Origin of the sequence: Streptomyces sp. NPDC058773 (assembly GCF_042746015.1) — a bacterium.
In the GTDB taxonomy this organism is placed as follows: Bacteria; Actinomycetota; Actinomycetes; order Streptomycetales; family Streptomycetaceae; genus Streptomyces.
This window is the reverse complement of sequence record NZ_JBHYPE010000010.1, coordinates 194,505-221,216: the sequence shown is the minus strand read 5'-3', so window position 1 is coordinate 221,216 and position 26,712 is coordinate 194,505. Positions and strand designations below refer to the sequence as shown.

23 protein-coding genes and 1 pseudogene are annotated in these 26,712 nt (G+C 70.3%); 16 read left to right on the top strand and 8 right to left on the bottom strand.

Features of this window, described 5'->3' with window-relative positions:
- The first annotated feature begins 627 nt into the window (after positions 1-627).
- Positions 628-930 carry a DUF4193 domain-containing protein gene (locus ACFW5B_RS12310; RefSeq protein ID WP_003982531.1) on the top strand — a complete coding sequence of 101 codons (303 nt, stop codon included), beginning with the start codon at positions 628-630 and terminating at the stop codon, positions 928-930.
- A 14-nt stretch (positions 931-944) separates the two neighbouring features.
- Positions 945-1,772 carry a hypothetical protein gene (locus ACFW5B_RS12305; protein ID WP_386437281.1) on the top strand — a complete coding sequence of 276 codons (828 nt, stop codon included), beginning with the start codon at positions 945-947 and terminating at the stop codon, positions 1,770-1,772.
- Between the two features lie 24 nt (positions 1,773-1,796).
- Here ACFW5B_RS12305 and ACFW5B_RS12300 read toward each other — a convergent pair whose 3' ends face one another.
- Positions 1,797-2,240, bottom strand: a complete 444-nt coding sequence (locus ACFW5B_RS12300) for a DUF3093 domain-containing protein (RefSeq protein WP_386437278.1) — start codon at positions 2,238-2,240, stop codon at positions 1,797-1,799.
- 58 nt (positions 2,241-2,298) lie between these two features.
- Here ACFW5B_RS12300 and ACFW5B_RS12295 point away from each other — a divergent pair, with 58 nt between their 5' ends.
- The 7 genes from ACFW5B_RS12295 (at position 2,299) to kdpC (ending at position 9,171) form a co-directional block, all read left to right on the top strand.
- Positions 2,299-2,901: a PaaI family thioesterase gene (locus ACFW5B_RS12295; protein ID WP_386437275.1), complete on the top strand. Its 603-nt coding sequence runs from the start codon at positions 2,299-2,301 to the stop codon at positions 2,899-2,901.
- Complete coding sequence (gene dut, locus ACFW5B_RS12290) at positions 2,898-3,419, top strand: dUTP diphosphatase (RefSeq protein WP_128506666.1); 522 nt, start codon at positions 2,898-2,900, stop codon at positions 3,417-3,419. Before ACFW5B_RS12295 ends, dut begins: the two co-directional genes overlap by 4 nt.
- 1 nt (position 3,420) lies before the next feature.
- Entirely contained in the window at positions 3,421-4,185 is a 765-nt protein-coding gene (locus tag ACFW5B_RS12285; RefSeq protein ID WP_386437272.1) for a DUF3710 domain-containing protein, read from the top strand.
- A 322-nt stretch (positions 4,186-4,507) separates the two neighbouring features.
- Positions 4,508-4,597: a K(+)-transporting ATPase subunit F gene (kdpF, locus tag ACFW5B_RS12280; RefSeq protein WP_073760453.1), complete on the top strand. Its 90-nt coding sequence runs from the start codon at positions 4,508-4,510 to the stop codon at positions 4,595-4,597.
- A 31-nt stretch (positions 4,598-4,628) separates the two neighbouring features.
- A complete protein-coding gene (gene kdpA / locus ACFW5B_RS12275) occupies positions 4,629-6,344 on the top strand; it encodes a potassium-transporting ATPase subunit KdpA (RefSeq protein ID WP_386437302.1) in 1,716 nt (571 codons plus the stop codon).
- Positions 6,341-8,497 carry a potassium-transporting ATPase subunit KdpB gene (kdpB, locus tag ACFW5B_RS12270; RefSeq protein WP_386437268.1) on the top strand — a complete coding sequence of 719 codons (2,157 nt, stop codon included), beginning with the start codon at positions 6,341-6,343 and terminating at the stop codon, positions 8,495-8,497. Before kdpA ends, kdpB begins: the two co-directional genes overlap by 4 nt.
- Positions 8,494-9,171 (top strand): potassium-transporting ATPase subunit KdpC, encoded by a 678-nt coding sequence (kdpC, locus tag ACFW5B_RS12265; protein WP_386437265.1) that lies wholly within the window; start codon positions 8,494-8,496, stop codon positions 9,169-9,171. The genes kdpB and kdpC overlap by 4 nt, the downstream gene beginning before the upstream one ends.
- Before the next feature lie 77 nt (positions 9,172-9,248).
- Here kdpC and ACFW5B_RS12260 read toward each other — a convergent pair whose 3' ends face one another.
- Positions 9,249-9,821, bottom strand: a complete 573-nt coding sequence (locus ACFW5B_RS12260; RefSeq protein ID WP_386437263.1) for a GNAT family N-acetyltransferase — start codon at positions 9,819-9,821, stop codon at positions 9,249-9,251.
- Between the two features lie 221 nt (positions 9,822-10,042).
- Between ACFW5B_RS12260 and ACFW5B_RS12255 the strand changes: the two genes are divergently transcribed.
- The 4 genes from ACFW5B_RS12255 (at position 10,043) to ACFW5B_RS12240 (ending at position 14,733) form a co-directional block, all read left to right on the top strand.
- A complete protein-coding gene (locus tag ACFW5B_RS12255) occupies positions 10,043-12,595 on the top strand; it encodes an ATP-binding protein (RefSeq protein ID WP_386437261.1) in 2,553 nt (850 codons plus the stop codon).
- Between the two features lie 76 nt (positions 12,596-12,671).
- Entirely contained in the window at positions 12,672-13,355 is a 684-nt protein-coding gene (locus tag ACFW5B_RS12250; RefSeq protein ID WP_386437259.1) for a response regulator, read from the top strand.
- A gap of 91 nt (positions 13,356-13,446) precedes the next feature.
- On the top strand, positions 13,447-13,845 hold the full coding sequence (locus ACFW5B_RS12245) for an OB-fold nucleic acid binding domain-containing protein (RefSeq protein WP_042159737.1): 399 nt from the start codon (positions 13,447-13,449) through the stop codon (positions 13,843-13,845).
- A 3-nt stretch (positions 13,846-13,848) separates the two neighbouring features.
- A complete protein-coding gene (locus tag ACFW5B_RS12240) occupies positions 13,849-14,733 on the top strand; it encodes a DUF3159 domain-containing protein (RefSeq protein WP_386437255.1) in 885 nt (294 codons plus the stop codon).
- 80 nt (positions 14,734-14,813) lie between these two features.
- Here the strand turns inward: ACFW5B_RS12240 and ACFW5B_RS12235 are convergent, their stop codons facing one another.
- Complete coding sequence (locus tag ACFW5B_RS12235) at positions 14,814-15,485, bottom strand: TrkA family potassium uptake protein (protein WP_030088864.1); 672 nt, start codon at positions 15,483-15,485, stop codon at positions 14,814-14,816.
- Positions 15,482-16,150, bottom strand: a complete 669-nt coding sequence (locus ACFW5B_RS12230; protein WP_018093582.1) for a TrkA family potassium uptake protein — start codon at positions 16,148-16,150, stop codon at positions 15,482-15,484. Before ACFW5B_RS12230 ends, ACFW5B_RS12235 begins: the two co-directional genes overlap by 4 nt.
- Before the next feature lie 330 nt (positions 16,151-16,480).
- Between ACFW5B_RS12230 and ACFW5B_RS12225 the strand changes: the two genes are divergently transcribed.
- The 3 genes from ACFW5B_RS12225 (at position 16,481) to ACFW5B_RS12215 (ending at position 22,493) form a co-directional block, all read left to right on the top strand.
- The gene (locus tag ACFW5B_RS12225) at positions 16,481-18,469 is read left to right on the top strand and encodes a potassium channel family protein (protein WP_386437299.1); all 1,989 of its coding nucleotides are present in this window, start codon (positions 16,481-16,483) and stop codon (positions 18,467-18,469) included.
- 343 nt (positions 18,470-18,812) lie between these two features.
- Complete coding sequence (locus ACFW5B_RS12220; RefSeq protein WP_386437250.1) at positions 18,813-20,864, top strand: APC family permease; 2,052 nt, start codon at positions 18,813-18,815, stop codon at positions 20,862-20,864.
- A gap of 300 nt (positions 20,865-21,164) precedes the next feature.
- Positions 21,165-22,493 (top strand): class I SAM-dependent RNA methyltransferase, encoded by a 1,329-nt coding sequence (locus tag ACFW5B_RS12215; protein ID WP_386437247.1) that lies wholly within the window; start codon positions 21,165-21,167, stop codon positions 22,491-22,493.
- A 610-nt stretch (positions 22,494-23,103) separates the two neighbouring features.
- Here ACFW5B_RS12215 and ACFW5B_RS12210 read toward each other — a convergent pair.
- From ACFW5B_RS12210 to ACFW5B_RS12195, 4 genes and pseudogenes are all read right to left on the bottom strand, one after another.
- Positions 23,104-23,454 carry a hypothetical protein gene (locus tag ACFW5B_RS12210; protein ID WP_386437305.1) on the bottom strand — a complete coding sequence of 117 codons (351 nt, stop codon included), beginning with the start codon at positions 23,452-23,454 and terminating at the stop codon, positions 23,104-23,106.
- 246 nt (positions 23,455-23,700) lie between these two features.
- Positions 23,701-24,402 (bottom strand): annotated as a pseudogene (locus tag ACFW5B_RS12205) (helix-turn-helix domain-containing protein); the annotation flags it as partial.
- Positions 24,399-24,908 carry a hypothetical protein gene (locus tag ACFW5B_RS12200; RefSeq protein ID WP_386437244.1) on the bottom strand — a complete coding sequence of 170 codons (510 nt, stop codon included), beginning with the start codon at positions 24,906-24,908 and terminating at the stop codon, positions 24,399-24,401. The gene ACFW5B_RS12200 and the pseudogene ACFW5B_RS12205, both read right to left, overlap by 4 nt.
- A gap of 24 nt (positions 24,909-24,932) precedes the next feature.
- The gene (locus ACFW5B_RS12195; RefSeq protein WP_386437241.1) at positions 24,933-26,003 is read right to left on the bottom strand and encodes a MerR family transcriptional regulator; all 1,071 of its coding nucleotides are present in this window, start codon (positions 26,001-26,003) and stop codon (positions 24,933-24,935) included.
- Positions 26,004-26,712: the final 709 nt, after the last annotated feature.

The following is a 26,712-nucleotide window of genomic DNA, read 5'->3' as shown; positions in this document are numbered from 1 at the left end:
TGTCGATCGTGCGGTCGGTGGTGCGGGCGCATGACGGCACGATCACGGCGCAGCCCCGTGAGGGCGGTGGCCTGGTGATGAGGGTCGTCCTGCCGCTCTGACGCAGGCCAGAGGCCGGTTGTACGCCCGCTGGAGCCCCTGTGCGCCCCCGCGGGCGGTCACCGGACATCTGTGCGTACGATCGCCCGTCTCGTGGCCGTACACCGCCTCGCCTCCCGGTTTGACGAAAAGGGGGGTGGGCGTGGATCCTTCGCCGAGTTCGCTTTGCGCGGAATTGAACCGGTCCACCTGCGGGTCATTGCGTGTGTGATCCCTCACAGGCGCGAGATTCCGGCCATCTACTCTCCGTGATCAAAATTCCCGTCGGAATGCCGGGGAAGTCCGGGTTTCCGGGGGGTGAGATCACGGGAAGTACAGGTGGTGGGCTGCGCGAGGTGCGACATTCGGACCGTGTACGGTCCTGATCGCCATCCAAACCGATCACCTCTTCAGGGGTGCGGTTGGGTGTCGATTGAGTAACAGACCTTGATGTGAGGCAAAATCTCCGCCTCAGGTCGGGCACAAGTCCGGCCTCTCACGCGTTACGAGCGCTGAGACACCGCAGACACCCAGAGGGGGAGAGCGAAAATGGCTACGGATTACGACACCCCACGCAAGACCGATGACGACCTCAACGAGGACAGCATCGAGGAGCTGAAGTCGCGGCGGAACGACAAGTCCGCCTCGGCCGTCGACGTCGACGAGTTCGAGCAGGCCGAGGGCCTGGAGCTGCCGGGCGCGGACCTGTCCAACGAAGAGCTGGCCGTGCGTGTGCTGCCCAAGCAGCAGGACGAGTTCACGTGCATGAGCTGCTTCCTGGTCCACCACCGCAGCCAGCTGGCCGCGGAGGACAAGAACGGGCAGCCGATCTGCCGCGACTGCGCGGCCTGAGTCCGGCCGACGCCGTGACAGGCGTGAACCCGTTCCGTAAGGGACCCCAGGGCGCCGAAGGCCCGGCGGCCGGCGCACGATCACGCGAGGAAACCGCGCCCGTGCCCGCCGACCCGACCGCCCTCCCCGCGGAGCGGACGACCGGTGCAACTAAGGAGCGAGGCCGCACGGCCTCGCTCGCGGCCATGATCGGCCGCGGTGCCGGAAGAGGCGGCGGCAGGGTGCGGGCGGGGATCGCCGTGATCGCCGACCGGATCATCGACATCGCCCCGCGCATCCCGGTCCGTGACCTGGCCACCCTGCGCGCCCAGTTCCCCGGACTGACCCCCGAGGACCTGGCCGACAAGCTCGTCGCGGGTGCCTGCGGGGGCACCGCCACCGTCGGAGCGGGCGTCGGCGCGGCAGCCATGCTGCCCGTACCGCCCGCCATGCCGGCCGAGCTGGCCGCCGAGATCACCGGCGTCGCCACGATCGAGATCAAGCTGATCGCCGAGCTCCACGAGGTCTACGGCCTCCGGCCCGCGGGCAATTTCCGGCACCGGGGGATGGCCTACCTGACCTCCTGGACGGAGGAGCGGGGCATCGACGTCACCAAACCGGCCTCGCTGAACTTCGCCCTCGGTGTGCAGATGCGGCGCGAACTCCGCCAGCAGATCATGAAGCGCACGCTGCGAAACCTCCCGAACCTCATCCCGTTCATGATCGGCGCCTCCGTCGGCGCGTTCATGAACCGCAGGGACACCCGGAAACTCGCCGAGAAGATCCGCAAGGACCTGCGCACGAAGCAGGTCCCCTGGGACACCCTCCCCGACTCCGGCCCGGCCGGCCCGGCGGGCGGCTGACGCGGAATCCCGGCCCGCCGGGGATCAGGAGCGGACGGCCGTCAGTGCCGCCACCAGACGCTCCGGCTCCCGCGTCGAGAGATAGACGTACGGCGTCGGGTCCTGCGGATCGGTGATCTCCACCCGCACCGCGGTGCCGATATAGCTGCGCAGCAGCATGAACGCACGGGCATCGGCCTTGTGCGTCCGCCACGCCAGCGCCTCCTCCGCGTCCAGCGCCCGGGCCTCGCCCAACGCCGTCGCCGGGATCTTCGCGTCGCCGGCGATCAGCGCACCGCCCACCACCCGGATCCGCGCCGAGCCGTACGAGCTCACCGCCACCGCGGCCAGCGCCCCGCCGCCGATCAGCCCGCCGAGCATCGGCAGCGTCCCCACGGGCAGCAGCATCAGCGCGCAGGCGACGCCGGTCAGCGCGGCGATCACCCACCAGGACCGGGGCACGGTGAGACGTTCTTCGTACGACTGCATGGCTCCAGCTTGGCACGGCGGCGCGGGCCCGTTACGCGCGCGGGTAGGGTCTGCACTCGTGAGTGGAACTGACAGAACGAGGGCGGAGCTGCCGCGGCTGACGCCACCGACGGACGCCGTCGCTCCGGTCCGGCATGCCGAGGCGCCGGTGCCCGGAGAACTCCTCGGCGCGCACTACGACCGGTGCTTCGGCTGCGGCAACGGCCAGCCGCACGGTCTGCACCTGGAGGCGCGGGCCGGTGACGGCGTGAGCGTGACCGCCGAGTTCACCGTCAAGGAGGCCCACCAGGGCGCGCCCGGTCTGGCGCACGGCGGTGTGCTGGCCACCGCGCTGGACGAGACGCTCGGCTCGCTGAACTGGCTGCTGCGGGTGATCGCGGTGACCGGCCGGCTGGAGACCGACTTCGTCCGGCCGGTCCCGCTGGGCACCGTGCTGTACCTGGACGCGCGGGTCACCGCCGTGCACGGCAGAAAGATCTACTCGACGGCCGTGGGACGTATAGGCGGTCCGGACGGCCCGGTCGCGGTGCGCGCCGAAGCCGTCTTCATCGAGGTGAAGGTCGACCACTTCATCGACAACGGCAGGCCCGAGGAGATCCAGGCGGCGATGGCCGACCCGGACCAGGCCAAGCGAGCGCGTGCCTTCGAGGTGAACCCGTGAGTCAGGTACGGAATCCGGTGGATGTGCTGCTGCGCCGGCTGGACCCGGACGTGCCCGTGCCGTCGTACGGGCATCCCGGCGACGCGGGCGTCGATCTGGTGACCACCGAGGCCGCCGAGCTGGCGCCGGGGGAGCGCGCCGTGCTGCCCACCGGGGTGTCGATCGCGCTGCCCGACGGCTACGCGGCGTTCGTGCACCCGCGGTCCGGGCTGGCCGCGCGGTGCGGACTGGCGCTGGTGAATGCCCCCGGGACGGTCGATGCCGGGTACCGTGGAGAGATCAAGGTGATCGTGGTCAATCTGGACCCGCGCGAGAGCGTGCGGTTCGAACGATTCGACCGGATCGCCCAACTGGTCGTCCAGCAGGTCGAGAAGGTGCGCTTCCACGAGGTGGCGGAACTTCCCGGCTCGGCGCGGGCCGAGGGGGGATTCGGTTCCACCGGCGGTCATGCGGCGGTGGGCGGCTCCACGGGCGGGAATGAATACGCATCGGTCGGTGCCGACCGGGAAGGACAGTGACGTGTTCGGACGTCGCAAGAAGAACGAGGCTCCTGAAGAGCCGGCGATGGACACCACGCTCGACGACGAGCGCGCGGTGAGCGACGCCGACGAGGACGAGGCGGAACAGCGGCTCAGCCTTCCGCCCGCGCCGCGTCCCGACGGTCCCTGGGACGCGTCGGAGGTCTCCGAGCCCGGCGAGGGCCGGGTGGACCTCGGCGGGCTGTTCGTGCCCGGTGTCGAGGGCATGGAGCTCCGGGTGGAGGTCGCCGGGGACGCCATCGTCGCCGCGACCGTGGTGCTGCAGGACAGCGCCGTACAGCTGCAGGCCTTCGCCGCCCCCAAGAACGAGGGGATCTGGGGCGAGGTCCGCGAGGAGATCGCCGCCGGCATCACCCAGCAGGGCGGGGTCATCGACGAGGTCGAGGGCCCGCTGGGCTGGGAGCTGCGCGCCCAGGTACCCGTACAGCTGCCGGACGGCACCAACGGTGTGCAGGTCGTGCGCTTCATCGGCGTCGACGGTCCGCGGTGGTTCCTGCGCGGTGTGATCTCCGGTCAGGGTGCGGTGCAGCCGCAGGCCGCGGGCGTGCTGGAGCACATCTTCCGGGACACCGTGATCATCCGCGGCGAGGCCCCGATGGCGCCCCGCGACCCGATCGTCCTGAAGCTGCCGGACGACGCCCAGATGGTGCCGGACGGTGTGCAGCAGGAGCCGGTCGAGCAGTCGCGTTTCGGTGGCGGTGTGGAGCGTCTGGAGCGCGGACCGGAGATCACCGAGATCCGCTGACACATCCGGCGGCCGGGCGGCGGGAAGGCGCCCGGCGACGGCCGGATCACGACGGTCTCACGGGCCCGTACTCCCCGATCGGGGGTGCGGGCCCTTCCGTTTGTGCAGGTCAGGTGCGGCTGCGTAAGAGAACCGTCAATGGGGCGCTAATGGCCGTAAGGGAGGCGTCAACGGCGGTCACACGGGGCGGGAGGAGCGCTTTGCTCTAGGGGTCCTGTCCGCCCGTCCTCTAGGAGCACACGATGGCCGACGTGGCCTTCGTCGTCGTCACGCTCGCGGTCTTCGCGCTGGTGGCTCTCGTCGCCAAGGGGGTGGCGAAGCTGTGACCGTCGAAAACGTCGTCGGCCTGATCGTGGCCGTCGCCCTGCTCGGCTATCTGGTCCTCGCCCTCGTCTTCCCGGAGAGGTTCTGAGGTGTCCACTGCTGCTGCCGCGGCGGGCCAGATGAGCCCCGTTCTCGCCGGTGTGCTCCAGCTGACCGCGCTCGTCGCGGCGCTGGCCCTGGCCTACCGTCCCCTCGGCGACCACCTGGCCGCCGTCTACAGCTCCCCGAAGCACCTTCGCATCGAGAAGGTCATCTACCGCTGCATCGGCGCCGACGCGGACGTCCGGATGCGCTGGCCGGCCTACCTGCGCAGCGTTTTGGCGTTCTCCGCGGCGGGCGTGCTGCTCCTCTACCTCCTGCAGCGCCTCCAGGGCGGGCTGCCGCTGTCCCTCGGCTTCGCGTCGATCAGTCCGGACCAGGCGTTCAACACCGCGGCCTCCTTCGTCGCCAACACCAACTGGCAGTCCTACAGCGGCGAGCAGGCCATGGGCCACGTCGTCCAGACCGCCGGCCTCGCGGTGCAGAACTTCGTCTCCGCCGCCACCGGCATGGCCGTCGCCATCGCCCTCGTCCGCGGCTTCGCCCACCGCCGGACGCCCGCCCCCGACGGCACGGGCGGCACCCTGGTCCGCGCCGGCGAACTCGGCAACTTCTGGGCCGACCTGGTCCGCGGCACCGTGCGGGTGCTCGTCCCGATCGCCGTGCTCGGCGCTCTCGTCCTGGTCGCCTGCGGCGCCGTCCAGAACTTCTCCGGCATCCACGCGGTCGGCCAGTTCATGGGCGGCTACCGGCAGAGCAACGGCGGAGCGGTCGCCTCCCAGGAGGTCATCAAGCTGCTGGGCACCAACGGGGGCGGCTACTTCAACGCCAACTCGGCCCACCCCTTCGAGAACCCCGACGCCTTCACCAACCTCTTCGAGGTCTTCCTGATCCTCGTCATTCCCTTCGCGCTGACCCGCACCTTCGGCAGGCTCGTCGGGAACGTGAAGCAGGGCTACGCGATCCTCGCCACGATGGGCGTCATCTGGCTCGGCCTCACCGCCCTGATGATGTGGACCGAGTTCGCGCACGGCGGGCCGGCCCTGCAGGCCGCGGGCGCCGCCATGGAGGGCAAGGAGACCCGCTTCGGTGTCGGCGGCTCCGCGATCTTCTCGGTGGCCACCACCCTCACCTCCACCGGCGCGGTCGACTCCTTCCACTCCTCCTTCACGGCCTTCGGCGGCGGCATCCAGCTGCTCGGCATGATGCTCGGCGAGATCGCACCGGGTGGAGTGGGCTCCGGCCTCTACGGCATGCTCGTGATGGCGATCATCGCGGTGTTCATCGCCGGCCTGATGGTGGGCCGGACACCCGAGTACCTCGGCAAGAAGATCGGCACCCGCGAGATCAAGCTCGCCGCCTGCTACATCCTGGTCACCCCGACCTTGGTGCTCGGCTTCACCGCCGCCTCGATGGTGCTGCCGGACGCGCTGGGCTCGATGCTCAACACCAAGGCGCTGGGCGCCGGTTCGCACGGTTTCTCCGAGGTGTTGTACGCCTTCACCTCCGGCGCCAACAACAACGGCTCCGCCTTCGGCGGCCTCAACGCCGACACGCCCTGGTACAACACCACGATCGGGCTGGCGATGCTGCTCGGCCGCTTCCTGCCGATGGTGTTCGTGCTCGCCCTGGCCGGCTCGCTCGCCGAGCAGCAGCCGGTCCCGGAGACCGCGGGCACCCTGCGTACCGAAAAGCCGCTCTTCGCGGGGCTGCTCGTCGGCACGATCCTGATCATCACCGGTCTGACCTACTTCCCGGCGCTGGCCCTCGGGCCGCTGGCGGAGGGCCTGTCATGACCACCCCTGTGAAACCGGAGGAGCCCGGCTCCATGGTCCCCAGTTCGACAGCCACTCCGACGCGCGCCCCGCACCAGGACGTCCCCAGCGGGCACCAGCCCGGCGACGGCCGTGTGGGCGGCGGTCTCTTCGACCCCAGGCAGCTGGTCACATCCTTCCCGGACGCGATACGCAAGCTCGACCCGCGGGTCATGGTCAAGTCCCCGGTGATGTTCGTGGTCGAGGTCGGCTCGGTCCTGACCACCGTCTTTGCCCTCACCTCCCCCTCGGACTGGTTCGGCTGGGCGATCGCCGTCTGGCTGTGGCTGACCGTGCTCTTCGCCAACCTGGCGGAGGCGGTCGCCGAGGGACGCGGCAAGGCGCAGGCCGACACTCTGCGCAAGGCCAAGACCGACACCGTGGCGCGCCGGCTCACCGGCGGGAGCGAGGAGCAGGTCCCCGGTACCGAACTCCGCATCGGCGACCTCGTGGTCTGCGAGGCCGGTGATGTCATCCCCGGTGACGGCGATGTCGTCGAAGGCGTCGCATCGGTCGACGAGTCGGCGATCACCGGTGAATCGGCCCCGGTCATCCGGGAGTCGGGAGGTGACCGCTCGGCCGTCACCGGTGGCACCAAGGTGCTCTCCGACCGCATCGTCATCAAGATCACCACAAGGCCCGGCGAGACCTTCATCGACCGGATGATCAACCTCGTCGAGGGCGCCGCACGGCAGAAGACCCCCAACGAGATCGCGCTGAACATCCTGCTCGCGTCGCTCACCATCGTCTTCCTGCTGGCGGTGGTCACCCTCCAGCCGTTCGCGATCTACGCCGGCGCCGAACAGCCCATGATCGTGCTGCTCGCCCTGCTGGTCTGTCTGATCCCGACGACGATCGGCGCGCTGCTGTCGGCCATCGGCATCGCCGGGATGGACCGGCTGGTGCAGCGCAACGTCCTGGCGATGTCCGGCCGCGCCGTCGAAGCCGCAGGCGATGTATCGACATTGCTGCTCGACAAGACCGGCACCATCACCCTCGGCAACCGCCAGGCCGCCGAGTTCGTGCCCGTACGCGGGACGACGGAGGCCGAGGTCGCGGACGCCGCCCAGCTGTCGTCACTGGCCGACGAGACCCCCGAGGGCCGCTCCATCGTCGTCCTCGCCAAGGAGAGGTACGGACTGCGTGAGCGGCATCAGGGCGAGCTGACGGACGCCGAGTGGGTGCCGTTCACCGCGCAGACCCGGATGTCGGGTGTGGACGTCACCGAGGACGGCCGGCACCGCAAGGTCCGCAAGGGCGCGACGGGTTCGGTCATCGCTTGGGTCAAGGAGCGCGGCGGCACGGTCGCCGAGGACGCCCAGCAGCTCACCGACGCGATCTCGCAGGCCGGCGGCACCCCGCTGCTGGTCGCCCTGGAGGATGAGCGCGGCCCCCGTGTCCTGGGAGTCATCCACCTCAAGGACGTCGTCAAGGAGGGCATGCGCGAACGCTTCGTCGAGCTGCGGAAGATGGGCATCAAGACCGTCATGATCACGGGTGACAACCCGCTGACGGCCAAGGCCATCGCCGACGAGGCGGGCGTGGACGACTTCCTCGCGGAGGCCACGCCCGAGGACAAGATGGCGCTCATCAAGCGCGAACAGGCCGGCGGCAAGCTGGTCGCGATGACCGGCGACGGCACCAACGACGCGCCCGCGCTGGCCCAGGCGGATGTCGGCGTCGCGATGAACACCGGGACCTCGGCCGCCAAGGAGGCCGGGAACATGGTGGACCTGGACTCCAACCCGACCAAGCTCATCGAGATCGTCGAGATCGGCAAGCAACTGCTGATCACCCGGGGCGCGCTGACGACCTTCTCCATCGCCAACGACGTCGCCAAGTACTTCGCGATCATCCCGGCGATGTTCGCGGTGGCCTACCCGGGCCTGGACACCCTCAACATCATGCGGCTGTCGAGCCCGAACTCCGCGATCCTCTCGGCGATCATCTTCAACGCGCTGATCATCGTCGCGCTCGTACCGCTCGCCCTCAAAGGAGTCCAGTACCGACCCGTCAGCGCCGACAAGATGCTGCGACGCAACCTGGCGGTCTACGGACTCGGCGGTCTGATCGCCCCCTTCATCGGCATCAAACTCATCGACCTGCTCCTCTCGCTCCTCCCCGGAATCGGGTGACCGCCGTGAACAACTCCGTACGCAACACCGCCCGGTTGACCGGGGCGGGCCTGCGCGCCCTGCTCGTGCTGACCGTGGTCTGCGGCGTCCTCTACCCGCTGGCGGTCACCGGGGTGGCGCAGGCGGCGTTCCCCTCTCAGGCCAACGGCTCCGAGGTGACGGCCGACGGCAAGGTCGTCGGCTCGTCGCTGATCGGCCAGCGCTACGACAAGGGTGCGGACAAGGACGGCAATCCGGTCCCCGACCTGCGCTACTTCCAGCCGCGCCCCTCGGCGGGGCTGGGCAGCAACCGGGCCAACGGCGTCAATACCCAGTACGACCTGCAGGTCTCCGGCGCCTCCAACCTGGGCGCCACCAACACCGACCTCATCAAGGCGGTGAAGGAGCGCAAGCACTGGGTCTCCACCACCTACGGCGTCCCCGAGTCGAAGGTCCCCGCCGACGCCGCCACCTCCTCCGGTTCCGGCCTCGACCCGGACATCTCCCCGGCGTACGCCCGACTGCAGACCGCCACGGTCGCCCGGCGGAACCATCTCCCCGTCGGGACGGTGGAGAAGCTGGTCAGGGAACACACCGACGGGCGCATCCTCGGGTTCATGGGGGAGCCCCGGGTGAACGTTCTGGAGCTGAATGTCGCTTTGCGCGGGGTGGTTGAGGGGGCGGGGAAGGGCTGAGGGCCGGGGAGGGGGGAGGGTCCCGCCTGGGGCTGCCGTCCCCGGGCGGCCGCCCCCGCTACCCCCGTGCCCCCATGTCACCAAACGTCGCCGTCGCGCCAGTCGCAGGTGAGGTCGGCGTCGAGGTCGAGCGGGGTGGCCGCGGCCGGCAGGACGTAGATGCAGCCGTCCTCGTCGGCGGTGCGCTGGATGCCGTCCGGGGTGAGCGCCCAGGAGCGGCCGCGCCACCGCTGCCAGCCACGGGCCGCGTAGAAGGTCGCGGCCTCGTCGGCGGCGCCGAGCGCGCCGAGGTCATAGCCGCTGTGCACCACCCGCTCCAGGGCGTCCATCAGCGCCGCGCCGTGCCCGCGGCCGCGCCGGTCCGCGCGTACGCCGACGCCCTCCACGTATCCGCAGCGCAGTGCCCGGCCGCCGTGCAGCAGGCGGCGCTGGACGACGCTCGCATGCCCGATCAGTTCACCGTCCTCGTGGATCAGGGCGTGCAGCCCGCCGAGCGCGTGCTCCCAGTCCTCCGCGGTCATGTCATCGAAGACGTCGTAGAGGAGGGCGCGGGCCGCCTTGAGGGTGGTGGCGTCCAGGTCGGCGGTGTGGGCGATGCGTACGTCGGTCAAGCGGGGCGTCGTCAGATGTGCCTCGGTCATGTGAGGCATCGTCGCAGTCGGCCGGTGGCCCGGCGACGACATTTTTCCGGCCACGGTCCGCTCCTCTTCCACCCGCCGCCCTCCCGGAGCCCCCACGCCCTCCCCGTATCAGAGTCCCGTCAAAACCAAGCCCCCAGTGGTCAAATGCCCCCTTTGCCTCCTTGTCGCGTCGGTAGGGTCGCAGCAGGTCCAGCCCGGTGGGGGCGGCCTTCACGTAAGACAATGGGGCCATGGCACGCGGCAAGCTTCGGATCTATCTCGGTGCGGCACCGGGCGTCGGCAAGACGTACGCGATGCTGTCCGAGGCGCACCGGCGCGTGGAGCGGGGGACGGACGCCGTCGTGGCGTTCGTCGAGCATCACGGCAGGTCCCGTACCGAGGTCATGCTGCACGGGCTGGAGCAGATCCAGCGCCGCGAGCTGGCGTACCGCGGCACGGTGTTCACCGAAATGGACGTGGACGCGGTCCTGGAACGCAGGCCGGCCGTGGCGCTGGTCGACGAGCTGGCCCACACCAATGTCCCCGGTTCGCGCAACGGCAAGCGCTGGCAGGACATCGAGGAGCTGCTGGAAGCCGGGATCGACGTGATCTCCACGGTGAACATCCAGCATCTGGAGTCGCTCGGCGACGTCGTCGAGTCCATAACGGGTGTGCGGCAGCGCGAGACCGTGCCGGACGAGGTCGTCCGCCGGGCCGATCAGATCGAACTGGTCGACATGTCGCCACAGGCGATCCGCCGCCGTATGGCGCACGGCAACATCTACCAGCCCGACAAGGTGGACGCCGCCCTGTCCAACTACTTCCGGCCGGGCAACCTCACGGCGCTGCGCGAGCTGGCGCTGCTGTGGGTCGCCGACCGGGTGGACGAGTATCTGCAGGAGTACCGCGCGGAGCATTCGATCCGCTCCACCTGGCAGGCGCGCGAGCGCATCGTCGTCGGACTGACCGGCGGGCCGGAGGGGCGCACACTGATCCGTCGCGCGGCCCGGATGGCGGCCAAGGGCTCGGGCAGCGAGGTGCTCGCCGTCTACATAGCCCGCAGCGACGGGCTGACCTCGGCCTCGCCCAAAGAACTCGCCGTCCAGCGCACCCTGGTGGAGGACCTCGGCGGGACGTTTCATCACGTCATCGGCGACGACATACCGAGCGCGCTGCTGGAGTTCGCACGGGGCGTCAACGCCACCCAGATCGTGCTGGGCTCCAGTCGCCGCAAGGCCTGGCAGTACGTCTTCGGGCCGGGGGTGGGTGCGACCGTCGCCCGCGACTCCGGGCCCGATCTCGATGTGCACATCGTCACCCATGACGAGGTCGCCAAGGGCCGGGGGCTGCCGGTGGCGCGCGGTGCGCGGCTGGGGCGGGCCCGGATCATCGCCGGCTGGCTCGTCGGCGTCGTCGGCCCCGTGCTGCTGTCGCTGCTGCTGACCGGTCTTGAGAACGGCCCCGGCCTGGCCAACGACGTGCTGCTCTTCCTCTTCCTGACGGTCCTCGCCGCGCTGCTCGGCGGGCAGCTGCCGGCGCTGGCGTCGGCCGCGGTCGGCTCGCTGCTGCTGAACTTCTACTTCACACCGCCCACCCACACCCTCACGGTCAGCGATCCGGAGAACCTCGTCGCCATCGTGATCTTCTTCGCGGTGGCCGTCTCCGTCGCCTCCGTGGTGGATCTCGCCGCCCGCCGCACCCACCAGGCCGCGAGGCTGCGCGCGGAGTCGGAGATCCTGTCCTTCCTCGCGGGCAGTGTGCTGCGCGGGGAGACGACCCTGGACGCGCTGCTGGAGCGGGTGCGCGAGACCTTCGGGATGGAGACCGTGGCACTGCTGGAGCGGGCCGGCGACGTGGAGCCGTGGACCTGCGCGGGCCGGGCCGGTACGGACCGCGGCCGGCCGCTGCTGCGCCCCGAGGACGCCGATGTCGACATGCCGGTGGGTGACCACATGGCGCTGGCGCTGACCGGCCGGGTGCTGCCCGCCGAGGACCGCCGGGTGCTGGCCGCGTTCGCCGCCCAGGCCGCCGTCGTCCTGGACCGGCAGCGGCTGGTGGGCGAGGCGGAGCGGGCCCGGGAGCTGGCCGAGGGCAACCGCATCAGGACGGCGCTGCTGGCGGCCGTCAGCCATGACCTGCGGACCCCGCTGGCGGGCATCAAGGCCTCCGTCACCTCCCTGCGCTCCGACGACGTCGCCTGGTCCCCGGAGGACGAGGCGGAGCTGCTGGCCGGTATCGAGGCGGGCGCCGACCGGCTGGATCATCTCGTCGGCAATCTGCTGGACATGTCACGGCTCCAGACCGGCACGGTCACCCCGCTGATCCGGGAGATCGATCTCGACGAAGTGGTGCCGATGGCGCTCGGCGGGGTGCCGGAGGGCAGCGTCACCCTCGACATCCCCGAGGAGCTGCCGATCGTCGCCGTCGATCCGGGGCTGCTGGAACGCGCGGTCGCCAATCTCGTCGAGAACGCCGTGAAGTACAGCCCGGACGGTGTGACGGTGCTGGTCTCGGCCAGCGCGCTCGGTGACCGGGTGGAGCTGCGCATCGCTGACCGTGGCCCGGGGGTGCCGGACAGCGCCAAGGACCGGATCTTCGAGCCCTTCCAGCGCTATGGTGACGCACCGCGCGGTGCCGGGGTCGGGCTGGGGCTGGCGGTGGCGCGCGGCTTCGCCGAGGCGATGGGCGGCACGCTCGCCGCCGAGGACACCCCCGGAGGCGGCATGACCATGGTCCTGACCCTCCGGGCCGCGCCCGGCCACCCGCCGGCCAGACCCGGCCTTCCGGCCCGGGCCACCACATGAGCCGGGCCGCACGGACCCCCACCCCACGCCCGGCCGGCCCGGCCCGCCGGGCGACGACACCACGAGGAGAACGCCAGTGAACCGGGTGCTTGTGGTCGATGACGAGCCGCAGATCGTCCGCGCCCTCGTGATCAACCTGAAGGCGCGCAAGTACGAGGTGGACGCCGCCCCCGACGGGGCCACCGCCCTCAGACTCGCCGCCGCCCGCCACCCCGATGTCATCGTCCTCGACCTCGGCCTGCCCGACATGGACGGGGTAGAGGTGATCAAGGGGCTGCGGGGCTGGACGAGGGTGCCGATCCTGGTGCTCTCCGCCCGGCAGACCTCCGACGAGAAGGTGGAGGCGCTGGACGCCGGCGCGGACGACTACGTCACCAAGCCGTTCGGCATGGACGAGCTGCTGGCCCGGCTGCGGGCGGCGGTGCGCCGGGCCGAGCCGACCGGGCCGGCCGACGACGAGGTGATCGTGGAGACGGAAGGTTTCTCCGTCGATCTCGCGGCGAAGAAGGTCAACCGCGACGGCCGGGACATCCGGCTGACCCCCACCGAGTGGCATCTGCTGGAGGTCCTGGTCCGCAACGCGGGCCGGCTGGTCAGCCAGAAGCAGCTGCTCCAGGAGGTCTGGGGCCCGTCGTACGGCACCGAGACCAACTATCTGCGGGTGTACATGGCGCAGCTCCGCCGCAAGCTGGAGCGCGACCCCTCGCATCCGAAGCACTTCATCACGGAGCCGGGGATGGGCTACCGGTTCGAGCAGTAGTGCACGGGCGCCCGGACGCGGCTTTGTGCGCCGGTGACGAACTGCGCGTGCGGGCCGTATCCCGGGACCTGGCCACCGGTACGCTGGCCCCATGAGTGCTGGGACCCGATCCGAGAAGCCGGCAGGTCGTTTCCGCCGGCTGCTCGACAGGCTGTCCTCCTCCGAGGAGGAGTTGCAGTCCGCCGAGCTGCAACAGGACGCGCAGGACGCGGGATGCACCCGTATCTGCGACTGTGACGACCGGCAGATAGTGAAGGTCACCGGCACCCTGCGGCATGTCACGCTGCGGCCCCGCGCCGGTGTCCCCGCGCTGGAGGCGGAGCTGTTCGACGGCTCCGCCGCGCTGGACGTGGTGTGGCTCGGCCGCCGCTCCATCGCCGGGATCGAGCCGGGCCGCAAGCTCATCGCCTCGGGCCGGGTCTCCCTGAGCCACGGACGCCGGGTGCTCTTCAATCCGAAGTACGAACTCCGACCGCTCGGACAGGAGTAGCCGGTGACGTCTTACGACCGACCGACCACTGACGCGCAGGCCGATCACGACGCCTCCGCAGGCCCCGCACCCGCCTCGCCCGGTCAGGGCGCCGAAGGAGCACCCGACGGCAGGCAGGTGACCGAGGCGGCGCTGTTCGAGGCGTTCGGCGGGGTCCGCGGCATGGTGGAGACCGTGGTCCCCGGCCTGCTGTTCGTCACGATCTTCACGATCAACAAGGACCTGCACGTCTCGGCGATCGCCGCGCTGGCCGTCTCGCTGGTGCTGGGCGTCTTCCGCCTGGTCCGCAAGGACACCGTCAAGCACGCCTTCAGCGGAGTCCTCGGGGTGGCCTTCGGCGTGGTCTTCGCCATGATGACCGGCAACGCCAAGGACTTCTATCTGCCGGGCATGCTCTACACCCTCGGGCTGGCCTTCGCCTACATCCTCACCACGCTCGCGGGCGTCCCGCTGATCGGGCTGATGCTGGGACCGGTGTTCAAGGAGAACCTCTCCTGGCGCACCCGCAACCCGGGCCGGAAGAAGGCCTATGCGAAGGCCAGCTGGGCCTGGGGGCTGATCCTGCTGGCCAAGTGCGCGATCCTCTTCCCGCTGTACTGGTGGGCGGACACCACCCAGCTCGGCTGGGTGCTGGTCGCTCTGAAGATCCCGCCGTTCCTGCTGGCCGTCTATCTCACCTGGGTCTTCCTGGCGAAGGCACCGGCGCCGATCGATGTCTTCGCGGAGATGGAGGCGAAGGAGAAGGCCGAGGAGGAGGCCGAGGAGCGGCGCCGCGCCGAGCGCGAGATGCCGGCCCGGGTCGTCGACGGCCTCGGCGGAGACCTCGTACAGGAGGCCGCGGCCGAGCCTCCGGCCGACCGCTCGCAGAGCGGCCGGCACCGCCGCTGACACGGCCGCGCACAGCGAAACACCGGGGCCCGGGAACCACTTGGTTCCCGGGCCCCGGCGCGTATGGCCTCCGGCCGGCGCTATGCGTCCTCGCGCCGCACCGACAGCAGGTCCTCCAGCTGCTCCTCGCGCGACTGCGCCGCCACGAACAGCAGCTCGTCGCCGGCCTCCAGCGCGTCCTCCTTGTTGGGCGTGAGCACCCGCGTTCCGCGGATGATCGTGACCAGGGAGGTGTCCTCGGGCCATTCGACATCGCCGACCCGGGTACCGGCCAGCGCGGCCTCCGGCGGCAGTGTCAGCTCGACGAGGTTGGCGTCACCGTGGCTGAAGCGCAGCAGCCGTACGAGATCGCCGACGCTCACCGCCTCCTCGACCAGCGCCGACATCAGACGCGGCGTCGAGACCGCGACATCCACGCCCCAGGACTCGTTGAACAGCCACTCGTTCTTGGGGTTGTTGACCCGCGCGACCACCCGCGGCACGCCGTACTCGGTCTTGGCGAGCAGCGAGACGACGAGGTTGACCTTGTCGTCGCCGGTCGCCGCGATGACCACGTTGCAGCGCTGCAGCGCCGCCTCGTCGAGCGAGGTGATCTCACAGGCGTCGGCCAGCAGCCACTCCGCCAGCGGCACCCGCTCGACCGAGATGGCGGTCGGTGCCTTGTCGATGAGCAGGATCTCGTGACCGTTTTCCAGGAGCTCGCCGGCGATCGAGCGGCCCACGGCGCCCGCGCCTGCAATCGCGACCCTCATGCGTGCGCCCCCTCAGGACCCGTGGCGAATGCCGCTTCGACCTTTTCGACCTCGTCGGTGCGCATCATCACGTGCACCAGGTCGCCTTCCTGCAGCACCGTCTGCGACGTCGGCAGCATCGCCTCGCCCAGCCGGGTGAGGAACGCGACGCGGACGCCGGTCTCCTCCTGGAGGGTGCTGATCTTGTGCCCGACCCAGGAGGCGGCGGTGTGCACCTCGGCGAGCTGGACGCCGCCGCTGGGGTCCCGCCACAGCGGCTCGGCGCCCGACGGCAGCAGCCGGCGCAGCATCTGGTCGGCCGTCCAGCGGACGGTGGCGACGGTGGGAATGCCCAGGCGCTGGTAGACCTCGGCGCGGCGCGGGTCGTAGATACGGGCCGCGACGTTCTCGACGCCGAACATCTCACGGGCCACCCGGGCGGCGATGATGTTCGAGTTGTCACCGCTGGAGACGGCCGCGAAGGCGCCCGCCTCCTCGATGCCGGCCTCGCGCAGGGTGTCCTGGTCGAAGCCGACACCGGTCACCCGGCGGCCGCCGAAGGACGAGCCCAGGCGGCGGAACGCGGTCGGGTCCTGGTCGACCACCGCGATGGTGTGACCCTGGCTCTCCAGGGTCTGCGCGAGCGCGGAGCCGACCCGCCCGCACCCCATGATGACGATGTGCATGCTGATTACCCCGTGCCCTGTACTAGCGCGCTGACCTGCACAAACACCCTGCTCACTACTTTCTTCTCCCAGTACCGGCGACACGAAGCCACGGCTCGCGACAGGACCGGGTGCGTCGGCGGCGGCGCCGGGCGCACCGTTGGTCCGGTACAACCGTAGCCGTAATGGCGGTTCCTGTAGGGGGCGCGGTACGCGGCGGTCCGACGCGGTTCCGCACCTCCGGTGCGCGGCCCCCTCGTGCCGGGCTGCGCCGGACCGGGCCGGTAGGGCACGCTACGAGGTGTGCCCAACCTGCCTCTCCAGCCCCAACAGGGCTCTCTCACCTCGCACATGGTGGTCTGCGGCGACGATGCGCTGGCCCACCGGCTGGCCGCCGAACTCCGGGACGTCTACGGCGAACGGGTGACGCTCGTCGTCCCCTCCGCCAGGGAGCCGCACCGCCCCCGTATTCCGCCGCCTGCCAACGCGCTGGGCCGGGCCGGCGCACTGCTGGGCCGGATGTCGGCGGCGATGACGCGCCCCTCACCGCTGTCGTCCGAGGCGCCCGGGGACGCGGCGGAGCCGCCGGAGGAGACGTTACGGATCCTGGAGGCGGCGCGACCGGACGACGCCGCGCTGAGCGACGCCGGTATCGCCGGGGCGGGCGCGCTGGCGCTGGTCTACGACGACGATGAGCTCAACATCCACGCCGCGCTGCGCGCCCGCCGGCTCAACCCCCGGCTGCGGCTGGTCATCCGGCTCTACAACCGCAAACTCGGCCAGCACCTGGAGGAGTTGCTCGACCAGGCGGCGGCGGTCGCCGCCGTGGGAGCCGAGGACGGCGGGGACATCGAGAGCGTCGACGCGTCCACGACGGTGCTGTCCGACGCCGACACCGTGGCCCCCGCGCTGGCGGGCGCCGCGGTCGCCGGTACCAGCAGGGTCATCGAGGCGGACGGGCTGCTGCTGCGGGCCGCGGAGCGCGCGCCGGTGCCGCCCGGCCGGCCCGGCGGCCCCGGGCTGTGCACCCTGGCGCTGCTGTCCCCGTCCGCCAACGATCCGTCCACCAACGGCCCGGCGGGCGCGGCCGGTTCGTCGGACGGTGACGAGGGGCCCGTCATGCTGCCGGACGATGCCACGACCGCGGCCGCCGCCGGCTGCGGGACCGTCGTCCTGGAGACCGTCTCCTATACGGGCCGGCCGGTACGCCGCCGCTGGCTCCGTGGCCGGGGCGCCCCGCTCACGTCCCTCTTCTCCCGGCGGCTGCGCTGGTCCCTGGCCGGGGTCGTCGGCGCGGTACTGGCACTGGCCGTGGCGTCCTCCCTGACCATGGGCGAGGACCCGGTGCACGCCGTCTACCTCTCGCTGCTGGACCTCTTCGCGATCAACGAGCCGGCGATCAATGACCCGGCGCCCCGCAAGGTGCTGCAACTGCTGTCCGGACTGACCGGGCTGTTGCTGCTGCCGGTGCTGGTCGCCGCGGCGTTCGAGGGGCTCGGCACCTTCCGCAGCGCCTCGGCGCTGCGCCGTCCGCCCCGCGGGCTGTCCGGCCATGTGGTGCTGCTGGGCCTCGGCAAGGTCGGCACCCGGGTCCTGATGCGGCTGCACGAGATGGGCATCCCCGTGGTGTGCATCGAGGGTGACCCGGAGGCGCGGGGCATCGCCCTGGCCCGCCGGCTGCGGGTGCCGACCGTCCTGGGGGACGTCACCCAGGAAGGCGTCCTGGAAGCCGCGATGATCGAGCGCGCGGCCACCCTGCTCGCCCTGACCAGCGAGGACACCACCAACCTGGAGGCCACCCTCTACGCCCGCTCGGTCAGCCCCCGGCTACGCGTGACGCTGCGGCTCTTCGACGACCGCTTCGCCACCGCCGTCTACCGCACCCTGCGCGCCGCCCACCCGGGTGCGCTGACCCGCAGCCGCAGTGTCACCTACCTGGCCGCGCCCGCCTTCGCCGGCGCGATGATGGGCCGCCAGATCCTCGGGGCCATTCCCGTCGAGCGCCGGGTGCTGCTGATCGCCCGGGTCGACGTACGGGGCCATGCCGCGCTGGAGGGCCGTACGGTCGGCGAGGTCCTCCGGCCGGGCCGGCTGCGGGTCCTGGCGGTCGACATCTCCGCCCCCGACGACCCCGAGCCGGACCCCGCGGGCGCCGCCACCACCCCACCGCCTGCCGAGGAGCGCCGGCCCGCGCACCTCGTGCACGAACTCGGCGACGGCTACGTCCTCCGGCCCCAGGACCGGGTGCTGCTGGTCGCCACCCGCCAGGGCCTGGGCGACCTGCACGCCCGGAACCGGCCGACGGCGGTGTCGGGGCAGAGCAGGGGGCGGCAGGGGTGAGGGTGAACGGCGGGGGGACACCGCATGGCCCGACCGTTACCCCACGGTGATCCCGCCGTCGCCCCCGGTGACGGAAGGCCGGCTTCCGCACTACCGTGACGAATGCCACGAAGGCGTCCTGACGTGGCCCTATCGCTGCCCTGACGGGTCGCGGAAAGGCCCCGGCGCGGTCCTGTCGCGGCCCCGAGGTGCACGCGACGTGGGGATTCTGTGGAGACGCGCCCCATTTTGCGCCCCTCATCAGGCCGGACGTGCCTCGGCCACCCCGCCCCGCTCCTCCTCGCCGCAGACGGCGCGGGGAGCGGGTGGGCGCGGACGTTGACGAAGGCTTAGCATCCTCTCCGTGTCCAAACTGACCGACGTGCCCAAACGGATCTTGATCGGGCGCGCACTGCGCAGCGACAAGCTCGGGGAGACCCTGCTTCCCAAGCGCATCGCACTCCCCGTCTTCGCGTCCGACCCGCTGTCCTCCGTGGCCTACGCGCCGGGCGAGGTCCTGCTCGTCCTGTCCATCGCGGGTGTGTCTGCGTACAGCTTCAGCCCCTGGATCGCGGTCGCGGTCGTGGTGCTGATGTTCACCGTCGTCGCGTCGTACCGGCAGAACGTGCACGCCTACCCGAGCGGTGGCGGCGACTACGAGGTCGCCAACACCAACCTCGGTCCCAAGGCCGGTCTCACCGTCGCCAGCGCGCTGCTCGTCGACTATGTGCTGACGGTCGCGGTCTCCATCTCCTCCGGAGTGGAGAACCTGGGCTCCGCGATCCCCTTCTTCGTCGAGCACAAGACCCTGTGCGCGGTCGGCATCATCGTGCTGCTGACCCTGATGAACCTGCGCGGCGTCAAGGAATCGGGCAAGCTCTTCGCGATCCCGACCTACGTCTTCGTGGCCGGCGTCTTCATCATGATCGCCTGGGGTGTGTTCCGCGGCGTCGTCATGGGCGACACCATGAAGGCCCCCACCGCCGACTACACCATCCACGCCGAACAGGGCGGCCTGGCCGGCTTCGCCCTGATCTTCCTGATGCTGCGCGCCTTCTCCTCCGGCTGTGCCGCGCTCACCGGTGTCGAGGCGATCTCCAACGGTGTCCCGGCCTTCCGCAAGCCGAAGTCCAAGAACGCCGCGACCACCCTGGCCCTCATGGGCGGCCTGGCCGTCACCATGTTCTGCGGCATCATCGGCCTGGCCATGGCCACCGACGTCAGGATGGCCGAGAACCCGGCCACCGACCTGCTCCTCCACGGCAAGCCGATCGGCTCCGGCTACACCCAGAACCCGGTCATCTCGCAGGTCGCCGAGGCGGTCTTCGGCAAGGGCAGCCTGCTCTTCGTCATCCTGGCCGCCGCCACCGCGCTGGTGCTGTTCCTCGCCGCCAACACCGCCTACAACGGCTTCCCGCTGCTCGGCTCGATCCTCGCCCAGGACCGCTATCTGCCGCGCCAGCTGCACACCCGCGGTGACCGCCTGGCGTTCTCCAACGGCATCGTCCTGCTGGCCGGCGCCGCCGCGATCCTGGTCTACCTCTACGGCGCGGACTCCACCCGCCTCATCCAGCTCTACATCGTCGGCGTCTTCGTCTCCTTCACGCTCAGCCAGACCGGCATGGTCCGTCACTGGAACCGCCATCTGCTGACCGAGAAGGACCCGGCCAAGCGCCGCCGTATGCACCGCTCCCGCGCGATCAACACCTTCGGTGCCTTCTTCACCGGGCTCGTCCTCGTCGTCGTCCTCCTGACCAAGTTCACCCACGGCGCCTGGGTCGCCCTGCTCGGCATGGTCATCTTCTTCGTGACGATGTCCGCGATCCGCCGCCACTACGACCGGGTCGCCGACGAGATCGCCGCCGAGGACACCCCCGACGACGACGTGGTCCGCCCCTCCCGGGTGCACTCCCTCGTCCTGGTCTCCAAGGTGCACAAGCCCACCCTGCGCGCCCTGAACTACGCCAAGCTGATGCGCTCCGACAGCCTCGAAGCGGTCAGCGTGGACGTGGACCAGGCCGACACCAGGGCCCTGCGGGAGGAGTGGGAACGCCGCGGCATCGAGGTGCCGCTGAAGGTCCTGGCCTCCCCGTACCGCGAGATCACCCGGCCGATCATCGACTACGTGAAGTCCCTCCGCCGGAAGAGCCCGCGCGACGCCGTCTCCGTCTACATCCCCGAGTACGTCGTCGGCCACTGGTACGAACACCTCCTCCACAACCAGTCCGCCCTCCGCCTCAAGGGCCGCCTCCTCTTCACCCCCGGCGTCATGGTCACCTCCGTCCCCTGGCAGCTGGACTCCTCCGAGGCCGCCAAACAGCGCGCCCGCAAGCGCGCCGAGTGGAACGCCCCGGGCGCGGTCCGGCGCGGGCCGGTGGCCCAGCCGAAGAAGGAGAAGACGGGGACGAAAAAGTAGAGGGGCGACGGCGGGGCCGGTAGGCGCCGGGCCGGTCGGCTGGTCGCAGCCGGGCCCGTCTGGCCGGTGCCCGTCGGGGCCCGGCGGCTCGGCCGACGCGGCGATCGCCATCCCGGCCGCCGGCGCCGGGCCGGTCGGTCGTCGCCCGCCCGCCGGCTGCCGCCTGGCCGGCCAGGGCACCGTACGGGCCGCCGGACCCCCCTCCGCCGGGCCGGGGCACCACACCCCGGCACGTAGACTTGACGGTCGGCATCCCGCCGTACCGCCCCGGCACCACCCCACCTCAGGAGCCCTCCCGCCATGCAGGCAGAACCCAAGAAGTCGCTGGTCGGCGAGGAGTACGAGGTCGAGGTCGGCCCGGTCGCGCACGGCGGTCACTGCATCGCCCGTACCGCCGAGGGCCAGGTCCTCTTCGTACGGCACGCGCTCCCCGGCGAGCGCGTCATCGCCCGCGTCACCGACGGCGAGGAGGGCGCCCGCTTCCTGCGCACCGACGCCGTCTCGATCCTGGAGCCCTCCAAGGACCGGGTCGAGGCCCCCTGCCCCTTCTCCGGCCCCGGCCGCTGCGGCGGCTGCGACTGGCAGCACGCCAAGCCCGGCGCCCAGCGCCGCCTCAAGGGCGAGGTCGTGGCCGAGCAGCTGATGCGCCTGGCCGGGCTGACTCCCGAGGCGGCCGGCTGGGACGGCACCGTCGAGCCCGCCCCCGGTGACAAGGTCGCCAAGGGCGAGGTCCCGGCCTGGCGCACCCGCGTCCAGTACGCGGTGGACGCCGACGGCCACGCCGGCCTGCGCAAGCACCGCTCGCACGACATCGAACCGGTCACCCACTGCATGATCGCCGCCCCGGGCGTCTCCGAACTCGGCATCGAGAAGCGCGAATGGCCGCAGATGGCCACCGTCGAGGCGATCGCCGCCACCGGCTCCCACGACCGCCAGGTCATCCTCACCCCGCGCCCCGGCGGCCGCCTCCCGATCGTCGAACTCGACAAGCCGGTCTCGGTGATGCGGGTGGGCGAGAAGGACGGCGGCGTGCACCGCGTCCACGGCCGCCCCTTCGTCCGCGAACGGGCCGCCGGCCGCACCTGGCGCGTCGGCAACGGCGGCTTCTGGCAGGTCCACCCGAAGGCCGCCGACCTCCTGGTCGAGGCCGTCATGCAGGGCCTGATGCCCAAGAAGGGCGACATGGCCCTCGACCTCTACTGCGGCGTCGGCCTCTTCGCCGGTGCCCTCGCCGAACGCGTCGGCGACAAGGGCGCGGTCCTCGGCGTCGAATCCGGCAAGCGCGCCGTCGAGGACGCCCGCCACAACCTCCAGGACCTCGACCGCGTCCGCATCGAACACGGCAAGGTCGACCAGATCCTGCCCCGCACCGGCATCACCGACGTCGACCTCGTCGTCCTCGACCCACCCCGAGCCGGCGCCGGCAAAAACACCGTCACCCACCTCGCCTCCCTCACCCCCCGCCGCATCGCCTACGTGGCCTGCGACCCGGCGGCCCTCGCCCGCGACCTCAAGTACTTCGCCGAGGCGGGGTATGTGCCGCGGCGGATGCGGGCGTTTGATTTGTTTCCGATGACGCATCATGTGGAGTGCGTTGTGGTGTTGGAGAGGGCGGGGAAGGGCGTCTGAGCTGCGGTTTTGTCCGTGCGCATTATGTACGGTGTGGGCGTTACGGGCGATATCTTGACGCTGAAATGACGCTCGTGGCGCTCATTTGCCGCTCGTCCTGATGGGGCGTCAGGTGCTCTGTGTCGCTGGTTAGATGCCCTGCTGGCTGCGTGAGTACGGTGGGGCGTTTAGGGTTCGAGGCGCTGAGCGGAGTCGGCCGTCCAGGTGTCCGGTACGCTCAGCAGGCTCTTCGTCTGCTGGTAGTACAGCGCAATCAGCTCGCTGACCTGCGGGTATGGCAGCGGTGGGGACTTTGTCGGGACCGCGGTTCCGGGAATGGTCCGGATCTTGGCTGATGCAGACCTTAGGGCTGCGGCTCTGTTGGATTGGCCGCAGTTGACCGCTCCGAGCTGATGGTCCCACCTGGCACAGGTGGTAGATCGCGTCTTGTGCGGTCCAGGTGGTCCAGGTCAGGGGCGTAGGCGCAGGTCAGAGCCTTGTGGTCCAGGAGCGTCAATGCTGTTGGTGAGACACGTGTGATACCGCGTGAGAGGTGAGGGATCCCCGTCGGTTTGCCGGCGGGGAGTCCTGCGTTCGCGGGCGGGCCCGGAGGGCCGTCTCTATTTGAAGCTCAGTGTGCAGGTGCTCGGCGGTCGCGAACGGCGGATGCCACCGTCAGAGCAGTTCCGGCGAGGATCGGCGCGATCATCGCGGTGAACAGCCAGCCGGATACTTCTGGTTCTGGCGCCGAACGCCACAAGACGGCGCAGCCGATCAGGAGCGACATGCCCGCGCAGGCGTTGAGTGTCAACAACGCCCGGGCGGTCCAGAGGGCGGAGGCGCGTGTGCGGGGCCGGTTGAGCGACGACATCACGAGCCCGTTGCCGAAGGGCGCAACGCTGTCGGGGAGTTCGGCGCTTGGAGTGACCCGCAGTGTCAGCTCCGCGCAGGCGGTGAGCAGAACAGTTACGCCGAGGTGCACGAATACGAGGACGAAGGCGCTACCGATAGACCGGTTCGTCCAGTGTCCACCCCATCGGTGCCGATGTGCTGCGGTATCCGGCTCGGCAGAGGCGGATAGCGGACGATGCCCCAGACGGACAGTGCGGTCAGAAGAGCGGCGTTGGGGAGGAGCCACAGGTGTACGGGAGACGACAGGACCATGCGGCAGATTGTCCGACGAACGCGCAAGGGTGGGTACCGTTTTACCGGTGATGGCCGGCCGGAGCGTGGCGGTGGCCTCCAAGTGCGTGATCCCATGTGCTGCGAACCAGACACGGGCGCGGCGGAGGAAGGCGATCGCGGTGACAGCCTTCTCATCCGGCAGTGCCTCCGTGTAGGCGAGCCGGCTGTACCCGTCGATTGCCGAGTGGAGGTAGACGTAGCCGCCACCTCAGTCTTTCCTTTTCGCCGGTGCACGGCTTTGCCCTGGTTGCTACCGCGCCCATGGGCACGCCAGCCTCCTCCGTCGGGGATGCGTCCTGCCTTCTTCACATCAACGTGGATCATGTGGCCGGGGCGCCGAGCGTGGATGGGGCGCGTCTTCCGGTTGGCATCACCGCTGGGGTCGATGAAGCGGCGCCGGTTCAGGCCGATCTCGGCCAGATGCCTGCTGACGGTTCTGCGGCTGATCGATGCTCCGGTTTGGGTGAGCTCGAATGCGATCCGGGCTGCTGACCATTTGTGTGTGCGGAGCATCTCGATCCGTTCGAGTACCTCGGGCGTTGTCGCGGTCGGCTGGTGGTGCGGCGAGGAAGAGCGGTCCTCCAAACCGAGGTCCCCCATGACGTCGGTGCCGGTTGACCCACTTCGACGCGCATGACCGCGAGATGCCCATCTCGGCTGCGACGTGCGCGATCGGCCTCGTCCGGCAGCGCTCGATCAGGCGACGGCGCCCCTCGACAGTAAGGGGCGCGTTCCGGTGCGTCATGCAGTTGGGCCCGGGGCGGAGGCTCGTTTGGCGATGTCCCGCCGGGAGATGGCCTCTGCCACCTCATCAAGGGCAGTACGGAGGGAGGCCCCATATGCGTCCTGGGGAAGGTTGGGGGCGTGCTCTCTGGCTGCGGTTATGTGCTCGGTGGCTGCGTCGAAGGAGCTGAGGCGGCGGTAGTTGTCAGCGAGGTTGAGGTGCAAGGATGGATAGAAGCTGGCGATGTGAAGACTGGCGTGGTGCTGCTGAACGCGCTGCTCGGTGACGACGTCGGCAGCGTCCAGGGCGCGGATGTCCCAGGCCAGAGCCTGGGCAGCGTCTTCGTAAAGGTCGGCCAGGTAGTGCGCGAGCGTGCAGCGGTGCAGCGGGTCGCCGGTGACGCCGATCGTGGACCACAAGGCCAGAAGTTTTTGACGGGCGGAAGCGATGTGGCCCGCTCGTCCTTCGATGACGGCTTGGCTGATGGCTTCCATGGTCGTGTCGGGACTGGTGGGATTAGTGATCATGGTGTTGTTCCTCGTCGGTTTTGCTCAGGCTGAGTGGTCGGGCTTGATGGGCATGGCCAGGGTGGTGAGATCGCCGCGGTCGGCGGAGCGAATCGTGACGGGCTGGTCCGGTCCTCGCAGGTCGAGCATCACGTCGGGGCCGATGGCGGTGCTGACCGCCGGATACAGCGTGGTCAGTTCGAAGGAGATTTGAAGGTCCTTCCCCATCGTGGTGGCCGTGAGCGGGATGTCGGGGGGCTCTGCCTTCGTCGCCAGGACATGCAGGCCGTGATGGGTTACCAGCAGCGTGATCTGCTCTCCTGGGTGTGCTTCCAGGGTTCGCAGAAGGAGATCTTTTGCGACCGTCACCCGGGTCGTGGCCTCGGGAAGCGAAGCGAGCATCAGCCGGTAGTCGGGGAACTCCTCTGACAGCAGCCGGCAGTGCTGGTCTTCTCGGTCTGCCATGCGGAGCCAGAATCCGTGCGGCGTCGCCTCGACCCGCACCAGTGCGCTGCGGCGGATCTCCGCGAGCGCGGCCCGCAACTCGTCACCGTCGACCGTGGCGACCCAGGTTGTGACCGCTGATTCGGCCGGAACCAGGGTCCGGGTCGCGAGGCGGTAACGGTCCGTTGCGGTCAGCGTGACCGCTTCCTGCGTCGCCTCGATGCGCAAGGCACCGAGCACCGGCAGACCCGGTTCACGCGCGGTCGCGGTCAAGACCTGCTCGATTGCGTCCGCGAGAACCGGCCCCTTCAGTACGGCAATCAGCAGACTCGCTACATCCGTGAGCGATGACTTGATCGAAGCGGCCTTCTGCTGCACGGCTGCCGCGTCCCCAAGGATCTTCGCGACGTGCTCGTCGATCAGCCGGGACGCCTCATCAGGCTCGGCGTCGAGGACCACTTCGACAGCAGTGAGGGGCATGGCGATCTCACGTAGCTGACGCAGCGCGGTTGCCCGTACCACCTGGTCAGCACCGTAGTAGCGATAGCCAGAGACCGGGTCGACCTCGATAGGAGGAAGCAGCCCGGAGTCGGCGTAGAAGCGCAAGGCGCTTGCGGTCAGCCCGGTGCATCGGGCGAAGACCCCGATTGGCATCAGCTCAGAGTTCGGCACCTAGCCATCGTCGAGCTTCAACCAACTTGAAGGTCAACACCGGCCAGGAGTGTCTACAACCTCACGACCCGCAACAACTAGATCGTCGCCCTCGCCCGCCGGCTCCTGGCCATTCCCGATCTGCAGCAGCGCGCCATTCGGTCCACCAACGCAGCGAGCGCCAACACTCGGGCCGCAGAACTCGCCGAAACGGCAGGCACGCCCCCGTCGATCATGCAGCTCTGCGGAGGACTGGGGCGGCCCGTGGACTCGCGGGAACTGCGTGCCTTCATTGTCAAGCGGCTGGTCGCCAACGAGTGGCCAACCCACACCTTCCCGTGCCATGGAGGCTGCGCCGGGGAAGGCTGCCCAGGAAAGCAAGATCTCGGCACCGGTCTTCCGCTCCGGCAAGCAAATCCCGTCTTTGCGACCGCTGCAGAGTCGATGTCGTCAAGCGGCAGTCGGCTGTCATCTTCCGCTCGCGCTGCGGCTGCTGGGGAGGAGCCGGCGCGGGCGACGGCGGCGCCGAGCGGACCGGCCGGTTCGGGCAAACCCGGCAAGGGCACCCCGCACGCCGGCAACGGCCCAGGAGGGAACACCGGCGCCTCCGGCATCCCCGGCACCGAGGAGATTGAGGCGCGCGAGCCGCATGCCATCAGGCCACTCACCGTGCAGAGGGGCTCTCCGGCCACCGCTCCGATGACGCGGTCACGGAGGAGCCGGAAATCCG